This is a genomic window from Pseudomonas sp. LBUM1679, from assembly GCF_059695565.1.
Genome location: NZ_CP166774.1, coordinates 4,202,468 through 4,218,057 on the forward strand (window position 1 = coordinate 4,202,468; position 15,590 = coordinate 4,218,057).

Sequence of the window (15,590 nt, forward strand, 5' to 3'; positions counted from 1 at the left end):
GGCGTTCCGACGAGGGTGTTCGCGGCAAGCAGCGAACTGCTTTCATTCTCGTAAAATCACATCAATTATAGATTTCAAAAATCGCATCGCCCAAATTATAGTTGCCCAATACCTTCTTGGCTTCGATAGAAACAACTAACCTGTGGTCACTAGCGATACCAAAATCTGAGAGACCTGCGTCGCCCTCAACCTTTAACCAAGAAAAATTCGGCAGAACCGCCGAGGGTTGCATTTCGTAAAACGCATCAGATTTGGTAATCAGTACTTCACCCAGGGTGAATCCAGTGAGCTTTCGCTTTATGATTTCCAACGCCACAGATTCAGTCACTATAAAACACGGAAATGATTCCAGCAATTCGCCGCCCAACCAACCATCAAATTTATATTCCAGTCTGGATACTGTCGGGAGATGGGATGCGCTGTCCATTATAGTGCCTTCACCCAATCCACCTGCGATTTCTGGCTCGATAATATAAAACACGGCAACACCTTAGCTTTGGCCTGGAGACATTGGCAATACGTGCACTAACGCCCAATTTTTATTAAAGTCTCATGACAAACAAATCACCTACTACTCAGCAACTCCACGCTCAAGCTCCTCTTGATCCAGCAAGTGCGAAAAAAACTGGCGTAGCTAAACCAATGATCCGGCGGATTCTCATAAGCCATCAAACTTATATTTATCGCGTCAGTACTGTCACACCAGATAACAGCGGGTTCACCACAGACATTTAATACGACAAGGCTTGCTGAAGGTTCTGCCAACACAATAAATTCTGGCGCCAGGTCTATCGCCTGCCTCAACCTAAATGTTTCGCGCACGATGTTTGTTGCGTCACCATCAATACCAACATTGTGATGACTTATACCACCTAACAATCCACCGCTGTAAAATTTTGCTATCGCCACAAAGTCGGATGGAAGCTTGACGCCTAATAACTTTTCAATAGAGAGCAAGACATCTGCCTGACACCCTTCGCCTCCATAAACACTTGTATACCTTGCTTCCAAGCTATTGATATCTACCATTTTTTACTACTAACTCCTCTTACTTAAAGGCGAGCTACACCTGACCATTTCTGATTGGCCAATGTTAAGCTCAAGCCCCTACAGGGAGCCGATTGCGAAGTGAATATTTCACAATCGCTCACCTATCAAATCCACCATGAAATGCAATAGACCATCAAACGTATCAAACTCCTCGAATACATTATCAATCGCTTGCTTATCTCGAACCTGATACTTTTTTCTTATGATATCAAAAACGTACTCGTCTTGATCACTTTCTCCGAAAATGAGAAACCTGCTCATAAACTCCAGATCTCGGGCTATTAAGTTCTGCTCTACAAATGAATGACTAAACCCATCGCTATCGAAAAATTTATGAGGCCGGCTTGAATATATAAAAATACCGCTCGAAACCAAGCCATCATACGACTTAAGAAACGCTACATATTGATCAGGCACATTTTCCGAAAATTCAATTTTGGCCCTTGAACCGAGCGCTACAATGTCCTCTTCTCGCGCAGGACCACCAAGAAACATATCAGCTTCATCCAATTGGCTCCGCAAGGCAATTATCTTACGCTCAATTTCCTGGTTCATTATTTAATTTCACCCATATCTAACTCCCAACTCGACATATTTCGGATAGCTAAACTGGCAACTTCACCGCGTTACCACTTCGAAAACTCAAATAACGACCAACTTATTCTCAAAAAAACCTATAGGCCAATGGCCTTTACCATACAGAGTCACAATCCTTGCCCATTGATCACCCAAACCATAGTACTGTTCAGACATATACTGCCTAAAAGCGAAACACACACCATTTCTTGCTACAACACTAAAATCGTGCGGAGCACAACGAAACCTGCTTTTATCAAAATTGTTCGTCGCTGCCAAAACTGCCTTATTAATTTTCATGCGCATCGCAACAAGATCAGATGGTGGTTTGGGTAGATTATAAAAAGGATCTGGCTGATTTGGGGATGAAGGCAACCATTCAACATCATTATATAATCCGTCGAACGCTTGCACCGAAGGCTCCACAAAAGCTTCTCTGACGCTGCCTATATATATTAAAGTGCTATCTACCGTTTCGCTCACACCCAAGCTTGAAAAGAAACTACATTTCCTTATTTCTATAATCTCTTCATCCACATCAATCATATTAAAATCTCGTAATGTACCAGTCGGCAGAGGCTCAGCACTTGCTCAATTCGGCTCTAAACACGCGTCCCAGCCGGATGGTATATCTGGCCCGCGGTACGAGACAACTTCTATTTTCAGTCCCGACTGATGGTTGCAGCTCCACCCACACTCATAATTACTAGATCGAGAAACTCACGAAAGCTTCCAGATATAAAAAACAAATTCCCACGTCCATTTTGCTCTGGAATATCAAACTGGTTTTTTGAATCCGATTCATGGAGATGCGTGCGGTCCCAATAGTAAACACCTTGACTTCCGGCTTTTCCAATGATCACGTAAGGGTTCCCCCCTCCATCCTCGCCTATAGCGACCGCTTCTTCTACAAAATCCAATTCGTCTACAAACTCTTTATTAAAACTGATTAAATCATTGCATTCTTCTCCTGGTAAAAGCCCAAATAGCTGATCAAAGCTGATAGTTCCTTCGTCAACAGCGCTTAACTGAATCTGCGCATATTCAGGCGCTGTCACAAAGCAGCCATTCGCTGCTATTAAAAACTCCCTATAATCAGCTGGGAAGGTCCGCTTGATTTCTGATTCAATCAGATCAATTTCAAGAGGTTTTAAACCTGTCCTGTATACCAGCGGCATATCGAACCTTATTTAAATTAGTAGCAATCTTGTTTGCTTTCAAGTAAGCGAATATCCAGCAAGCAAAGTCGTACTGCAACGCCACGTGCGCTATCCACCTTGTTTTCAGCCAGCGTCGCTGCCTGACTGGGGGCGAAGCAATCGATTCGACGGGGCCAGCCGAGTATCTATTAAAAACCAGTTCATGAATAAATTAAAAACTTTCAGACAATTGAAAAACCCCAATCTTCGGTGGTAGCAGCGAGAGGAAGACTCGGCAGACTTTCAACGGGCTTAAACTCCAACTCGTAACCTAGCGATACGAACGGATAGTTCAACCCCTTAAAACCTTTAATAGTCAACGCATAAGATCCGCTCACCACGTCCAGGCAATCATTATTCCCCAAACCATCAGCACACACAGTTCTATAATTCATAAAAAAAACTTCATCCCAATCCATCAGCGCATTTAAATCTGCGACTACAACGAGATCTGAAACTACGTTAAGGGGAATACCTGAATAACAAAATACTTCTATCGCACCATTAAAACTGGAATCATCACCTGCCCCCTTCAGAAAAAAGCTGTACTCTGTTTCCGGGACCTGATAAATAGGAAAAATCACCCCACCTTCTACTGCGCTCCTTCCGACCTTTTCATTATTCAAGAAAAATTCGAACAGATCGTGAGACTGAATGGCGTTACTAATCACGAAATCATTCAATGCTACCGGATCGAATACAACTATACCTGACTCAAACAATTCGATCTTCGCTGTAGTTTTCACCCGCACCTCCTGTCGCCTTGAAATTGGGGTTTACCAATGATTTATTCAGTGTTTTACGCACCGCGAACTCTTTGCAAGTAACCCCCTTTCCAGGCATAAAATATTAATGCATTCAGTCACCCGTATATATTTTCTTGCTGCGCTTTACCTATGAAGATATCCATGAGATCGCCTTGGATCTCTGCGCCATCATACAAGACAGTAAAATCACCCTCCAATTCACCAGGGAAATGCACACCATCTAGCGTGCCCAGCACAACTGAAGCACTATCGGCGATAATAATTTTTAAAAAACCTATTATATTAGCTCTGTCTGGCTCACTCAACTTAGCCAAAGCCTTTCTGGCTTTAGCATAAGCATCACCATCACTATTAGCCACCCGACTCAAGGACTCTCTATAATACTCAAAATTTTTATCCAGCAACTCATGAAATAACGCCATCACTACTTTATTATCTATCTGCATAAATACTCCTTAGTAAGCCATGCCGAGTTGAAAACCCCTCCTAAAGATGCGGCCTCAACCATAGACACAGTGATCCCGCGAAAGTGCGCTCAGATGCTAAAGCGACGTTGCACGAGCTTAATTGAACGAAACTGAACGCCTCCCACCATCAAAAATGTTTACCCCTTGCCCTGACAGGAGATCCTCAAACAGACCACTATATGTAATGATCTCAGTCTCAAGCAAATCTACACAGCTCATAAGCAATACAGTCAAAGAAAGAAAGAAAGAAACAAAGAAAAGGACTAAATCTGTATTAATTCGGTCTTTAAAGAAAGTCATCATTTTCAATGTAGTACATTGTTGCTTCCAGGTACGCCTTTAAATCCGGCTTAATCGGGCTCCGATCGGCTACAGACTTGATATCCATAAAAATTGGGCACTCAATAAATGTCTGCTTGGACTTTTCAAAAAAAATCTCTTCTATATCATCTTCCGCCACATAAAAAACGGCTGAACTCAAAGCTTCGTACGATGCCCTGTCGACCTGAGTATCAACAAACACCCATCCTACGATAGGCAATTTATCTATATTAGCCAACAAACCAGCAAACCCTATGAATTCTTTCATGCTGTCCTCTAATTATCGACAGGTACGACTGCCACCCTGCATTAGCAAATCTTTTGCTTTCAGCGCTTTTGCCGCGCCTTTTTAACCAGTCCGTTCCACCGCCCTAAAACTAAGCCCGTTAAGACCGTTCGATTCAACAGCATCCTTGAAAACTTGGCTGACATATAGCACCTGCGGACGTTCAGAAACTCGGAATATTTCGCCCTCGTAATTTATGGGCATTTTTAATACGGTTTTATAAACTACGTAACCGCCCTCCCCCTTATCATAATCGGATTCTTCAAAATCGAATACATCTAATAGCAACTCGGCAACATAGAGCGCCACGTCATCCGCACGTGGTCCGGACATCTTAACGCGAGGGAAAACCTGCAAAAAGCCAAGCTCTTCGTAAGCTTTTGCCGAGACGACCAGGACAGGTCTGAAAAATGTATAAAAATCAGAAAGCGCTACTTTTCTTTTATCATCAGGGTTGTATACGACGCGATACTCACGATTATCAGACTCCAAGCTGCTGCTACCGTACGCTAGCTTTGTAGCGAAGTCCTGCAGACCTTCACCATGATCTGCATCAATCAGAGTTTTATACTTGTCATCTTGCGTTATCGAATAAATCATCATACGTCACCCAAATAATCGGGACCGTCACACGGGCTGCAGGTAAAATATTACGAATACCAGCAGTGAATTCAACCATCAACTCAATTTACAGTCTTATCGAATCTTCAAACTGATTACTTCTTTTTTCTGACGGAGAGAAAGCCAATTCCAAAACACTTCCTGTTTTTTTATATTTCATCAAATAGCTCCCCGGTTTGAAATTCAATACGGCCCCTTGAATAGCGTCAGTTCCGTCCGGCTCCAGATTGCCGCCAGTAGTATCTTCTCCTGCGCCAACAAACACCTGCCCCGATGGGAAGCCAAGATATAATGCTCCGAAGTCCCTAACTATGTCATCGACAATAGTTATTCTATACCTACCGTCCTGCCCCATCCCCAAAAAAGCTATATTCCCGTCATTTATCTCTTGAATTTCATCTTTTACAATACTCCACCAGTCCGGTGAATCTGAAACCCTGTGCCTTATTGCCGCAAGATCAAATACCGCGACAGTAGCAGTGCTAGTATTTATTGAAATTTTTTCCATTAGCCTATTATACCTTGTGAGAAACGTTGTCATTACAAAATTTTAGCCAAGGCTTTTTCCAACTTTCTGGTGCTATATATATCTCCCCCCTTATCTACGTACGCATGCCAAGCAATCGCGTTTAAAGCATGGCTGTAAAGATTATGCCCCCAAACGGATCTATCGGATCCTGCGTAATAAACCGTCCCACCCCCGGATCGTAATACCGAAACGTATTGTAGTGCAGCCCTGTCTCGTCGTCGAAATACTGCCCCTGAACCCGCAGGTTCTGTTCGACCGAGCCCCGTGCCTTGTACGTCGCCTGCCAGACAATCCGCCCCTCTTAGTCCATCATCTCCAGTCGCATACCAATCTGTTCGGTGTGGAAGTAATAAAGCGTCTGCTCCCCGCCTTCCGCCTGGTCCACCCGCGCCAACGGCGCATAGCTGCCCGGCTCGTAGAGGTACAGACTGCTCTGCCCTAGCGCTTGCTCGTGCAACATCCGCAAACCTTGCCACAGGAAATGCTTTTGTTCGGTCGCGCCGTTGACCAGCCAATTCTCGCCGTCATAGCTGAGCGTCTGCAGCCTGCGTCGCGGTCGTGCAATTGACCAGTGGCTTCGTAGTCGTACGTGATCTCGCCGCGCAATTTGTCGAGAGTGCGGATCAGTTCGCCGGCGGGGTCGTACTGGTGAAGGCGGTGAATCGGGGTGTAGGCGAGTTCCACCAGCAGTTTCGGCTGAATGCCGGGGTTGTGGTACATAGTGCGCCAGGAGTAGACATAGTTAAGACCATACGTTGAATAAAAAACACTGGGGCAAACGCACGTAGTTCAAAGGGCAGTTTTTTTCCACTTTTCGCCGTTCTTGGTTTCTTTTCTTACGATTAACCAACCCTCTTTGGAGCTTTTAAAAATAAACCGATATGTCGCTCTAAGCCTTGCTTTTTGTTCGACAATCACAGAACACCCCTTGGCTTCCTGCACAGGACTATTTATTACATCTCTCTCTGGATCATAGGTTGGCGGGGATCCACAACCAAGGTCTATAAGACGAGCCCAGCTACGCTCATCGGCAACGGAAAATCTGGCTAAAATCTCCCTTAATTTGCCTTCGTATTTTTGATCACAATCCGATGTGTCTTTATCCGCGTTAATTAGAAGCATTTGCTCATCGCGAAAAGCCACTTCCCAATCTGTCATCGCCAACATAAAGTTTTTCAACACATCAATCACCGAAACTACTTTACCCATATAAACCTCAATTACAAATATATCCGACAGAACAATTTTCTTCTATTGAAAAGCATCTAGACCTCATAACACAAATGCGAAACACCTAGTATGACGAAACTAACACGCCAACTGTTCCAGAGGCCACATCAAACGAAAACCTGAAATCTTGATTATTTATATTTACAAAAAAACACAACTGCCCTGACACATAATAAACATTAGAAAAACCCCCTGCACCAACCAAATCTTTTGCAACAGTACTGACATCCCACATTACGCTTCCGTCCGGATTAATAATCAATGCTTTATTATTTTTAGTATTAAACGGTGAAGTCACAACCGCTATACCAATGCCACCCGGTAAAAGTTTAGGGATCAGCTTATCGAAAGACTCAATTTTGTATGAGCATCCCAAAAAAGACCATGACACTCCGTTAGGCAGCAACTCCCATACGCTTAAGTCTTGAGAGTTGGCCTCCCGATCATACGAACCGGGATCGTCTATGACTGCAAAATCTTTGATACAACTCATTTAATCTCCATGACCACTAAAAATGTTGCGCTCTTGATTTGCTACCAGCTTATTTTTGGACGCGAGCAGCCCCGGAGGTGGCTGCATAGGTCGTTTTACGGCCCTAAACTATTACATACTTTTATAAGCTTGCTCTGCTTCGATAATTAACGAGCCGAGCTCATAGTCAAGTGGCCACTGATCGACAATGATCTTGGACATGCCGAGTTCACGATACTCTCTTCCTGGAACGTCCCCACTCAAAACCGAATTCAACGCTCCTATCAAATAAGCTTTAAACTCCTCAAGTTGAGCTACGGTGATAACCGCGACTACACCCTGTCTTCTTTGCGATATTTCAGCATCAATGCCCGCGACAGCTGTTTTGATTGCTATAGAACACCGGCTATCAAATTTCATGACGATAATGCTATTAACAGATTCATTCATCCCACCAGTAAAAAGATATTAATCGTAAAGTATCGACACTAAAACTTATTACATAATTATCTTTAGAAAATGACACCCAAGCAAAATTTCAATCCGGAAAAATGTTGCCTTCCTTATCAAACCACAACCACCTAAAAATTAAACGACCAAACAGTTATTTAGAATTAAAAATATCATGAAGATCACCATCGGAATTCAACTTAATACTTACTCCACCCTCATAATATAGAGACAATTTACCTTTACCACTCGAATCTTCAATGGCACGCACGCCGTCTAAAACACAGAAAAAACCGAATACCGCCTCTTCAACCGATTTTTTTATTATTCCATCAATACACGCTTTATCGTCCGAACTTTGCTTATTATAGAACTCAGACATCTCAATCAGGAATTTATTGGGCTTTCTGCCTGGAGGTGAAGTTAAAACCGAAACTGTATCCGTGATTGCAGCATCGCTTACCACCAGTTTTATCAAGCCTACAAATTCTTGGGAATTCATTTACAACTCCTACTTTATAAAAAACCTTGGAAACATTCACGCAGCGCCATCACCTTACTGTATCCAGGGTCATTTAATCTTTAAAGTCATCGTTCTCAAGATAATACAATACCGCTTCCAAATATGCTTCTAAGTCTGGCTTGATCGTTCGTTTATCAGCAACAGCTTTGATACTTTCAGTCCCCTCCAAAAATATAGGGCAACCTTTTTCACCACCTTGGTATTCGAGCATATAAAATGCGGTAGCCATTACTTTAATCCTCCTGTTACGGCATCAACAGCAAACTTGCCATTTTCTAGACCTTCCCTCGCCAGACGCTGTATATTCCCCATGCCGAGCGCCAACTGCGTATCGCTCAGTCTTCCTGAAAGGAACATTTATTCAGCTTATCGAGCTCAGGCCTTACTGCTGCTGTGTACTGACTATGACTAGTCCAGTGGCCCGGTAGATCCAGTGTTTTAGCTAAGGCAGGATTATCTGGCAAAAATATACCATTAGAGGCGCCATCATTCTTGAAACCCATAGACCTTAACTTACCAAACATCGTCTTATACTCTGCCCGCCTCATAAGCTGTTCTGGTATCAGGTGGTGATTTGACATCTCGTCATGAGGCTTAGCCCCCATTGCTCGTCCTAGTTTCTTCGAGCACAAGCCTAGAGCATCCACCTCTCCAGACGGATTACCGACGTATCTGTAGAGGTTATTCCCACCCGCTAACCCAATCGGATCCTGCGTAATAAACCGTCCAACCTGCGGATCGTAATACCGAAAAGTATTGTAGTGCAGCCCCGTTTCGTCGTCGAAATACTGACCCTGAAACCTCAGGTTCTGCTCAACCTCGTTCACCGCCAGCGTTTCGATGGAACCCCACGCCTTGTACGTAGCCTGCCAAACGATCTGGCCCTCGACGTCAGTCATCTCCAGTGGCGTGCCAATCTGGTCTGTGTGGAAGTAGTAAAGCCTCTGCTCTTCCCCTTCGCTTTGATCAACGCGGGCCAACGGCGCATAACTGCCCGGCTCGTAGATGTACAGGCTGCTCTGCCCCGGCTGTTCTTCGCGCAGCATCCTCAGGCCTTGCCAGAGGAAGTTCTTGTGTTCGGTTTTGCCGTCTTTTATTGAGGTTTTACCTACCCGTCGGCCGAGGCTGTCGTAGCGGTAGGTGCCGGTACTTTCAAGCTTGCTGTTAACCCTCGTCTCCGCTTTAACAAGGCGGTTTTCGCAGTCGTAGCTGAAGGTCTGCAAAGTGGTCAGACCGATGCGTTTCTCGATCAGATTGCCCCACGGGTCGTAGCTGTATTCCTGATCGCGCCACTGCTTTGATGCGGTTGTCTTTGACGTGGTCGAACTGGATGGTGCTGAAATTCAGGCGGCCGAGGATGTCGATGCGTTGTTCTTCGATCAGCCGATCCGAGGAATTGTAGGTGGAGCAAATGCGCTGATGCTTGGCATCCTGACTCATATAAGCAAGACGTAGCGAACAATAAAATGGCGACCTTATATATTGTGAAAGAGCTGAACTGATCCGAATCGCTGTAGTACAAACCTTTTCTTACAAATTCCCTCGACACTCAATCGAAAGTTTTACTCCTGACAGCACTAACAATTTCCTCAGAAACCGAAGAGTCGATCCATATGATTTTTAAAGAGCTGCCTCACACGTCCCTACCGGCAGGAACTCAGTACCCGGGTTCAATCATGACGCTTTCAATATCTACGGCCAGCAGTGGTTCAATTATTGGATCAGAATTGCTCCTGTGCACTGTGATTACCGCAAGCGACGGGCCAAACTCACCGTGTATGGGATCAAAGCTTCTAAGATGGACATTAACGGCCACCGCTTCGCCATCACCTGCAAGTTCTATTTTTGGCCATTCCTGCGCCCGGCATAGCGGCCAATTTAATAGCTGCTCTCCCGGGACGACGCTAAGTTTTTTTATGTCCTCCCGAATTTTATAACTGCCGCTGAACTGAGGATTACTAACACTTGGCACAAGATCAAAATCAGCAGCCGTGGCAAGACCGTAAATATAATAATGCCAAGGGGTCATCCCCCAGACCAACACTAGGAGACCGGCTGCGAACAAGTCATTTGCAATTTCAGTTGTACAAAATTCTTTCTGCAGGTCAACTACTTCATCCGGTGAGTTTGCCTTTATAAAATCGTCCATCTTATCAATATCAGCAAGAAAAAAACCGAGGCGATCGGCACCATCATAAACTGGTCCAGGATAACGCATAGGCATCGTCGCTGAGCCGTTGCATTCGGACAATATCGCGACTACGGAAACGATTTCACTGTACTGGAGTAATGGCTTAATGTGGTCAGGCACTTCACCTAGCGCTTCTAGAGGCCTATCCAAAAATACAGTGAGTTCAAGATTAAACTTCCCAGCCTTCAAAGGTTCGACATTGAGCACAATGCACTTCCCGTCTAGCTCAATAGACACTTCTTGGCAATCTAAAATCAAATCAAATGAAATTTGTTTTCTCGATAAAATAGTTGACTTTACGGCGGGGCCATACCTAACGGAACCCTCAGATCTTGCCAAACCAAAAATCACCTTACGCTGAACTTTTGAAAAATCAGAAAAATCATATTCAGATAAGCTTATCGATTTTTCTCCAAAATTTAGTATCGCGCTAGCTATAATTCTTGAATCATTTAGCGTGATGTATTTTATACGTTCACTAGACATCAGCTACATCCTCCCATGCTAAATCCTTTACTTCTCGCCCATTTCTTAGTTGCCTCCCAAGCTTTTGCTGGGGACACATTTGAAGCAAGAATTTTACCTGGCTTCCCGTTTTCAATTATTCTTAGATCGCCACGATAGTGAGCAATTTCCGGATTATTATAATGAGCCTCCAGTGATTTTAGCCAACCGTCATTAGTTAGACCTTTCGCTCGAATTGCATCCGTATTAATAAGAGGTTTAGTACTAGTTCCGATATCATTATAACCATGCATGCCACTATGCTCCAACCTGTTCCATTGCCCAGGTTCTAACCAGTACATGGATGGCACATTATGGATTGAGTTGAAAGGAGCGACTCCAAGTTTAGTCGCAGCAGCATGTGGAACCATATGATGCCCAAGTGAAACCGGATTACCCAAAGGCATCCATCCCAAGGGATCAATCCAGGCGATCGAATTAGGTGCGTACCTATAAAGATTATCCCCCCCCAACAACCCAATCGGATCCTGCGTAATAAACCGCCCAACCTGCGGATCGTAATACCGAAAAGTATTGTAGTGCAGCCCCGTTTCGTCGTCGAAATACTGCCCCTGAAACCTCAGGTTCTGCTCAACCTCGTTCACGGCCAGCGTTTCAATGGAACCCCAGGCCTTGTACGTTGCCTGCCAGACAATACTTCCGTCAGCGTCAGTCATTTCCAGTGGCGTACCAATCTGGTCGGTGTGGAAGTAGTAAAGCTTCTGCTCTTCCCCTTCGCTTTGATCAACGCGGGCCAACGGCGCATAGCTACCCAGCTCGTAAATGTACAGGCTGCTCTGCCCCGGCTGTTCTTCGCGCAGCATCCTCAGGCCTTGCCAGAGGAAGTTCTTGTGTTCGGTTTTGCCGCCTTTTACTGAGGTTTTACCTACCCGTCGGCCGAGGCTGTCATAGCGATACGTGCCAATACTTTCAAGATTGCTGTTAACCAGCGTCTCCGCTTTGACTAGGCGGTTTTCACAGTCGTAGCTGAAGGTCTGCAGCGTGGTCAGACCGATCCGTTTTTCGATTAGGTTGCCCCATGGATTGTAGCTGTATTCCTGATCGCGCCACTGCTTGATGCGGTTGTCTTTGACGTGATCGAACTGACTGGTGCTGAAGTTCAAACGATTGGCCGCAGCGTCGTAGCGGAATTCTTCGCTGTCGACGAGCTGGCCGGTGTCGCGGCTGTGCAACTGGCCGTTGGCCTCGTATTCGTATTTGATTTCGCCGCGCAGTTTGTCGAGGGTGCGGGTCAGTTCGCCGCCAGGATCGTATTGGTGACGGCGATGGATCGGGTTGTAGGCGTGCTCCACCAGCAGACTGGTGTTGATGCCGGGGTTGTGCACCTGCGAAAGCTTTTCTGCCGGTAGCGTCGAGGCGAACTGCCAGGCCTTGCGCCCCATGGCGTCATAGCCAAAACAACTGGTGAGGTTGCCCTGGGTGTGCAGCACTTCGCGGTGCAGGTCATCGCGTTCCATGTCGCTGATGAGCTGGCCGTCGAGATTGAGTTGGTGCAGGTGGCCGCTGCCGTAGTAGAGATGATTCAGGTGCTGGCCGGTAGGCAACGTCAGCGTGGTCAAGTTGCTGAGCGGATCGTATTCGTAGGCCAGGGCGCCTTGTGGCGTGGTCTCTTTGATCAGGCGGCCCAGCAGGTCGTAGGCAAAATCGAGTTTCTCTTCGCCGACGCCGAGTTTTTTGCCGTTGGCGGTAGGCAGGCGCTCGATGGTGAGCAAGCGGTCTGCGTCGTCGTAGGTGTAATCCTGACGCGCGTCGGCGTTGAGTTTGGCCAGCAGGCGGCCGATGGCATCGCGTTCAAATTCGGTACTGCGCTGTGGCCGGTCAGCGCGTTCGCCGTAGCCGATTTCGTTGACTCGCGTCAGGTGCCCGCCCAGGTTGTAGCTGAACTGGCGGGTCAGGTTGTCGATGCGTTTTTCTTCAACCAGACGGTCGGACGCGTCATAGGCAAACTGGTAGGCCGCATTGTTTTCATTGACCAGCGCGGTCAGGCGAAAGGCCTTGTCGTACTCGTAGCGGATGCGCTGGCCCTTGGCGTCCTGGCGGCTGCTTGGCAAACCGCGGGCGGTGCGCAGCAGGCGGGTGGTCTGGCCTTTGCCATCGGTGTGCGTCAGCACCTGGCCGAGGGCGTTGTAGGTGAAGGACTCGGCGCTGCCATCCGGGTGCTGGATGCGCAGCACTTCGCCGTCGGGTTTGCGTTCCAGGGTGGTGGTCTGGTTCAGCGCGTCGGTGACGGCGACGAGGTGGTGGCGCTCGTCGTAGCGGTAATACGTGCTTTTGCCCGAGCAGTCCTGGAAGCGCTCGACCTGGGCCCGGGTGTTCCACCACAGGTATTTGGACTTGTGCGTGGCGTCGATGATGGTGTGCGGCAGGCCGTCGTCGCTGTTGAGGTATTCGGTTTTGTGGCCCAGCGCGTCGACTTCGGCGATGAGGTTGCCCTTGGCGTCGTAGCGGGCTTTCCAGGTGCTGCCGTCGGGGTAGTCGACCTGGGTGACCAGGGTTGTCAGGTGGTGGTACTGGTACTTGATCTTGCGCCCGAGCGGATCGGTTTCTTCCAGCAGCCGCGCGTATTCGTCGTACTTGAGTTTGACGACATTGCCGTCGGGCAATGTGAGGCCGGTCATGTTGCCGGTGTCGTCGATCTCGATGACGTAGTGCTCGCCACCGAAGTCGCGACTGGAGGTAACGCGGTGATCGCTGTTGTAGTGGATCTCGGCTTCGCGCCCGAGCACGTCGGTGATCCAGGTGGTGCGGGCGTTCAAGTCGTAGCGAAAATGGAAATGCTCGCCATCGCTGGTCCAGTGTTCCACGACGCGGGGCTGGTCGCCGAGGGTCTGCCAGCGGTAATGGCAGCTCAGGCCCAAGGCATTGCTGTGACTGGCCATGACGCCATCGATGTAGCTGAAACGGCGGACCGAATCGTTGTTGCGATTGATCACTTCGATGAGCTGGCCGTTATCGTCATAGCGATACTGCACCAGGGTTTCAACAGCCTGGTTGTCAACGATGCGTTTAACGTCGGTCAGGCGGCCCAATGGATTGTCGTAATGCAGTGAACGCGAACGCCGCCGGTGGCGCTGAGAGCGCTTTCTGCCGTGTGCACCTAACTTGCGCCAATAAAAGCGCAGAGGTGAGTGGCTGAAGCGATAATCGCAGCCACTCAAAAAATTAAATTTTAAAGAACTTAATCAAATCTCACAGACAATCCCAGCACCCGACTTTTTCTATCTCGTTGCCAAGCGACAACTTTATTTAAACCTCCTCAATAAAATCCGGGCACCACCACATTTAACAACTAAATCATAAAATTCATCGAAGCTTCCAGAGACAAAAAACAAATTCCCGCAATCATTCTGTTCTGGAATGTCACAATTATTTTTCGAGTCAGATTCGTGAAGATGAGTTCTGTCCCAATAATAAACACCTTGCTTCCCCCGCTTGCCAATCATCACGTAAGGATTCCCGCCTCCATCCTCTCCTATAGCTACGGCCTCGTCGAGAAAGCCGAGCTCATCAATAAATTCCTTATTAAAACTAACCACATCATTGCACTCTTCTTCAGGCAAGAGCCCAAAAAAACGGTCAAAACTTATAGTACCCTCATCAACAGCGCTTAATGGTAGCTGCACGTAATCAGGAGCCGTTAAGTAAAACCCATTCATTCCAGACAAAAATTCCCTATACTCTGCAGAGAAAACCCTATTAATTTCAATCTCAATATAATCAACATCTGCAGATTTCAAACCTGCTTTATATACTACTGGCATATCCCGACAGACCTCAGTATGTGAATTTCATATTTTTTACTCCGCTGGGGCGTGGGTAAATTTGATGTATATCCTCGTATTTGATCTCTCCACGCAGTTGTCGAATGTGCGAGGGCTCTTCGCCAGTCATGCCCTCAAACGTTATGTCACGAATGGCGCCGAAATCTAATCGGCCATACGCACTCGCTTAAGCCAACTCAAAAAAGCTCTCCAAGAATTCACTAAAATTCGACCATTGAGGTTTCAACTGCCCTTGTTGAAATTCAACAATAGAATCACCGAGAGATATTTCTATTACTACTTCTGTTTTTTTATTATAGAAAAACCCACTCTCCCCCTCAAAACTATCCAGCGGAAGATAGTCCTGAGGAAGGCCGAGCGTTTCGCGGGTTCGTTTTAGCGTCAAATCAAAATTAGTATTTTTGGAAAACCAGCAAATTTGATATATTTCTTTGCCACGGCTAATAAAAGTAGGTCCATCTTCGACATGAAGATAGAATTGAGCGAAGTCAGTTGAAAGATCAACACCTAACTTTTTGAGCTCCACTTCATAATCCGGACTAGCATCATCATACCACCAGCCTTGCTGCTTACAATAATCAACAACTTTCTTAGATATCAT

At 46.4% G+C, this 15,590-nt stretch carries 19 protein-coding genes and 3 pseudogenes; 1 reads left to right on the top strand and 21 read right to left on the bottom strand.

Annotated features, from left to right (window positions below; genetic code table 11):
- Nucleotides 1-61: 61 nt before the first annotated feature.
- The 17 genes and pseudogenes from ACA062_RS19040 to ACA062_RS19120 form a co-directional block, all read right to left on the bottom strand.
- On the bottom strand, nt 62-481 hold the full coding sequence (locus tag ACA062_RS19040) for a hypothetical protein (RefSeq protein WP_497452491.1): 420 nt from the start codon (nt 479-481) through the stop codon (nt 62-64).
- A gap of 83 nt (nt 482-564) precedes the next feature.
- Nucleotides 565-1,029 (bottom strand): SMI1/KNR4 family protein, encoded by a 465-nt coding sequence (locus ACA062_RS19045; RefSeq protein WP_497452492.1) that lies wholly within the window; start codon nt 1,027-1,029, stop codon nt 565-567.
- Between the two features lie 108 nt (nt 1,030-1,137).
- Nucleotides 1,138-1,605 (bottom strand): YrhA family protein, encoded by a 468-nt coding sequence (locus ACA062_RS19050; RefSeq protein ID WP_497452493.1) that lies wholly within the window; start codon nt 1,603-1,605, stop codon nt 1,138-1,140.
- 87 nt (nt 1,606-1,692) lie between these two features.
- Nucleotides 1,693-2,172, bottom strand: coding sequence for a hypothetical protein (locus tag ACA062_RS19055; protein WP_497452494.1), 480 nt, complete (start codon nt 2,170-2,172; stop codon nt 1,693-1,695).
- A 116-nt stretch (nt 2,173-2,288) separates the two neighbouring features.
- A complete protein-coding gene (locus ACA062_RS19060; protein WP_497452495.1) occupies nt 2,289-2,804 on the bottom strand; it encodes an SMI1/KNR4 family protein in 516 nt (171 codons plus the stop codon).
- A gap of 203 nt (nt 2,805-3,007) precedes the next feature.
- On the bottom strand, nt 3,008-3,571 hold the full coding sequence (locus tag ACA062_RS19065; RefSeq protein WP_497452496.1) for a hypothetical protein: 564 nt from the start codon (nt 3,569-3,571) through the stop codon (nt 3,008-3,010).
- Nucleotides 3,572-3,687: 116 nt separating this feature from the next.
- The gene (locus ACA062_RS19070; RefSeq protein WP_497452497.1) at nt 3,688-4,038 is read right to left on the bottom strand and encodes a hypothetical protein; all 351 of its coding nucleotides are present in this window, start codon (nt 4,036-4,038) and stop codon (nt 3,688-3,690) included.
- Nucleotides 4,039-4,345: 307 nt separating this feature from the next.
- On the bottom strand, nt 4,346-4,648 hold the full coding sequence (locus tag ACA062_RS19075) for a hypothetical protein (protein ID WP_497452498.1): 303 nt from the start codon (nt 4,646-4,648) through the stop codon (nt 4,346-4,348).
- 81 nt (nt 4,649-4,729) lie between these two features.
- A complete protein-coding gene (locus ACA062_RS19080; protein WP_497452499.1) occupies nt 4,730-5,269 on the bottom strand; it encodes an imm11 family protein in 540 nt (179 codons plus the stop codon).
- 85 nt (nt 5,270-5,354) lie between these two features.
- Complete coding sequence (locus tag ACA062_RS19085; RefSeq protein WP_497452500.1) at nt 5,355-5,795, bottom strand: DUF6386 family protein; 441 nt, start codon at nt 5,793-5,795, stop codon at nt 5,355-5,357.
- Nucleotides 5,796-5,902: 107 nt separating this feature from the next.
- A pseudogene (locus ACA062_RS19090) lies at nt 5,903-6,530 on the bottom strand (RHS repeat-associated core domain-containing protein); the annotation flags it as partial.
- Between the two features lie 75 nt (nt 6,531-6,605).
- Complete coding sequence (locus tag ACA062_RS19095) at nt 6,606-7,025, bottom strand: NTF2 fold immunity protein (protein WP_497452501.1); 420 nt, start codon at nt 7,023-7,025, stop codon at nt 6,606-6,608.
- 85 nt (nt 7,026-7,110) lie between these two features.
- Nucleotides 7,111-7,539, bottom strand: a complete 429-nt coding sequence (locus tag ACA062_RS19100; protein ID WP_497452502.1) for a hypothetical protein — start codon at nt 7,537-7,539, stop codon at nt 7,111-7,113.
- A gap of 111 nt (nt 7,540-7,650) precedes the next feature.
- On the bottom strand, nt 7,651-7,938 hold the full coding sequence (locus ACA062_RS19105) for a hypothetical protein (protein ID WP_497452503.1): 288 nt from the start codon (nt 7,936-7,938) through the stop codon (nt 7,651-7,653).
- A 184-nt stretch (nt 7,939-8,122) separates the two neighbouring features.
- On the bottom strand, nt 8,123-8,470 hold the full coding sequence (locus ACA062_RS19110; protein ID WP_497452504.1) for a hypothetical protein: 348 nt from the start codon (nt 8,468-8,470) through the stop codon (nt 8,123-8,125).
- 73 nt (nt 8,471-8,543) lie between these two features.
- The gene (locus tag ACA062_RS19115) at nt 8,544-8,720 is read right to left on the bottom strand and encodes a hypothetical protein (RefSeq protein WP_497452505.1); all 177 of its coding nucleotides are present in this window, start codon (nt 8,718-8,720) and stop codon (nt 8,544-8,546) included.
- A gap of 106 nt (nt 8,721-8,826) precedes the next feature.
- Nucleotides 8,827-9,868, bottom strand: a pseudogene (locus tag ACA062_RS19120) (RHS repeat-associated core domain-containing protein); the annotation flags it as partial.
- Here ACA062_RS19120 and ACA062_RS19125 point away from each other — a divergent pair.
- Nucleotides 9,809-9,946, top strand: a complete 138-nt coding sequence (locus tag ACA062_RS19125) for a hypothetical protein (RefSeq protein WP_497457531.1) — start codon at nt 9,809-9,811, stop codon at nt 9,944-9,946. The pseudogene ACA062_RS19120 and the gene ACA062_RS19125 overlap by 60 nt on opposite strands.
- Before the next feature lie 202 nt (nt 9,947-10,148).
- Here the strand turns inward: ACA062_RS19125 and ACA062_RS19130 are convergent, their stop codons facing one another.
- The 4 genes and pseudogenes from ACA062_RS19130 to ACA062_RS19145 form a co-directional block, all read right to left on the bottom strand.
- On the bottom strand, nt 10,149-11,168 hold the full coding sequence (locus tag ACA062_RS19130; protein WP_497452506.1) for a hypothetical protein: 1,020 nt from the start codon (nt 11,166-11,168) through the stop codon (nt 10,149-10,151).
- Nucleotides 11,168-14,283 (bottom strand): annotated as a pseudogene (locus ACA062_RS19135) (RHS repeat-associated core domain-containing protein); the annotation flags it as partial. The gene ACA062_RS19130 and the pseudogene ACA062_RS19135, both read right to left, overlap by 1 nt.
- A gap of 166 nt (nt 14,284-14,449) precedes the next feature.
- The gene (locus tag ACA062_RS19140; protein ID WP_497452507.1) at nt 14,450-14,968 is read right to left on the bottom strand and encodes an SMI1/KNR4 family protein; all 519 of its coding nucleotides are present in this window, start codon (nt 14,966-14,968) and stop codon (nt 14,450-14,452) included.
- A 187-nt stretch (nt 14,969-15,155) separates the two neighbouring features.
- Nucleotides 15,156-15,590: an SMI1/KNR4 family protein gene (locus ACA062_RS19145; protein ID WP_497457455.1), complete on the bottom strand. Its 435-nt coding sequence runs from the start codon at nt 15,588-15,590 to the stop codon at nt 15,156-15,158.

What these genes read in the sequence shown, in the direction of transcription:
- ACA062_RS19045 (WP_497452492.1), bottom strand. Translation starts at nt 1,029, where the DNA reads ATGGTAGATATCAATAGCTTGGAAGCAAGGTATACAAGTGTTTATGGA.
- ACA062_RS19050 (WP_497452493.1), bottom strand. Translation starts at nt 1,605, where the DNA reads ATGAACCAGGAAATTGAGCGTAAGATAATTGCCTTGCGGAGCCAATTG.
- ACA062_RS19055 (WP_497452494.1), bottom strand. Translation starts at nt 2,172, where the DNA reads ATGATTGATGTGGATGAAGAGATTATAGAAATAAGGAAATGTAGTTTC.
- ACA062_RS19060 (WP_497452495.1), bottom strand. Translation starts at nt 2,804, where the DNA reads ATGCCGCTGGTATACAGGACAGGTTTAAAACCTCTTGAAATTGATCTG.
- ACA062_RS19070 (WP_497452497.1), bottom strand. Translation starts at nt 4,038, where the DNA reads ATGCAGATAGATAATAAAGTAGTGATGGCGTTATTTCATGAGTTGCTG.
- ACA062_RS19075 (WP_497452498.1), bottom strand. Translation starts at nt 4,648, where the DNA reads ATGAAAGAATTCATAGGGTTTGCTGGTTTGTTGGCTAATATAGATAAA.
- ACA062_RS19080 (WP_497452499.1), bottom strand. Translation starts at nt 5,269, where the DNA reads ATGATGATTTATTCGATAACGCAAGATGACAAGTATAAAACTCTGATT.
- ACA062_RS19085 (WP_497452500.1), bottom strand. Translation starts at nt 5,795, where the DNA reads ATGGAAAAAATTTCAATAAATACTAGCACTGCTACTGTCGCGGTATTT.
- ACA062_RS19095 (WP_497452501.1), bottom strand. Translation starts at nt 7,025, where the DNA reads ATGGGTAAAGTAGTTTCGGTGATTGATGTGTTGAAAAACTTTATGTTG.
- ACA062_RS19100 (WP_497452502.1), bottom strand. Translation starts at nt 7,539, where the DNA reads ATGAGTTGTATCAAAGATTTTGCAGTCATAGACGATCCCGGTTCGTAT.
- ACA062_RS19105 (WP_497452503.1), bottom strand. Translation starts at nt 7,938, where the DNA reads ATGAAATTTGATAGCCGGTGTTCTATAGCAATCAAAACAGCTGTCGCG.
- ACA062_RS19110 (WP_497452504.1), bottom strand. Translation starts at nt 8,470, where the DNA reads ATGAATTCCCAAGAATTTGTAGGCTTGATAAAACTGGTGGTAAGCGAT.
- ACA062_RS19115 (WP_497452505.1), bottom strand. Translation starts at nt 8,720, where the DNA reads ATGGCTACCGCATTTTATATGCTCGAATACCAAGGTGGTGAAAAAGGT.
- ACA062_RS19130 (WP_497452506.1), bottom strand. Translation starts at nt 11,168, where the DNA reads ATGTCTAGTGAACGTATAAAATACATCACGCTAAATGATTCAAGAATT.
- ACA062_RS19140 (WP_497452507.1), bottom strand. Translation starts at nt 14,968, where the DNA reads ATGCCAGTAGTATATAAAGCAGGTTTGAAATCTGCAGATGTTGATTAT.
- ACA062_RS19145 (WP_497457455.1), bottom strand. Translation starts at nt 15,590, where the DNA reads ATGATATCTAAGAAAGTTGTTGATTATTGTAAGCAGCAAGGCTGGTGG.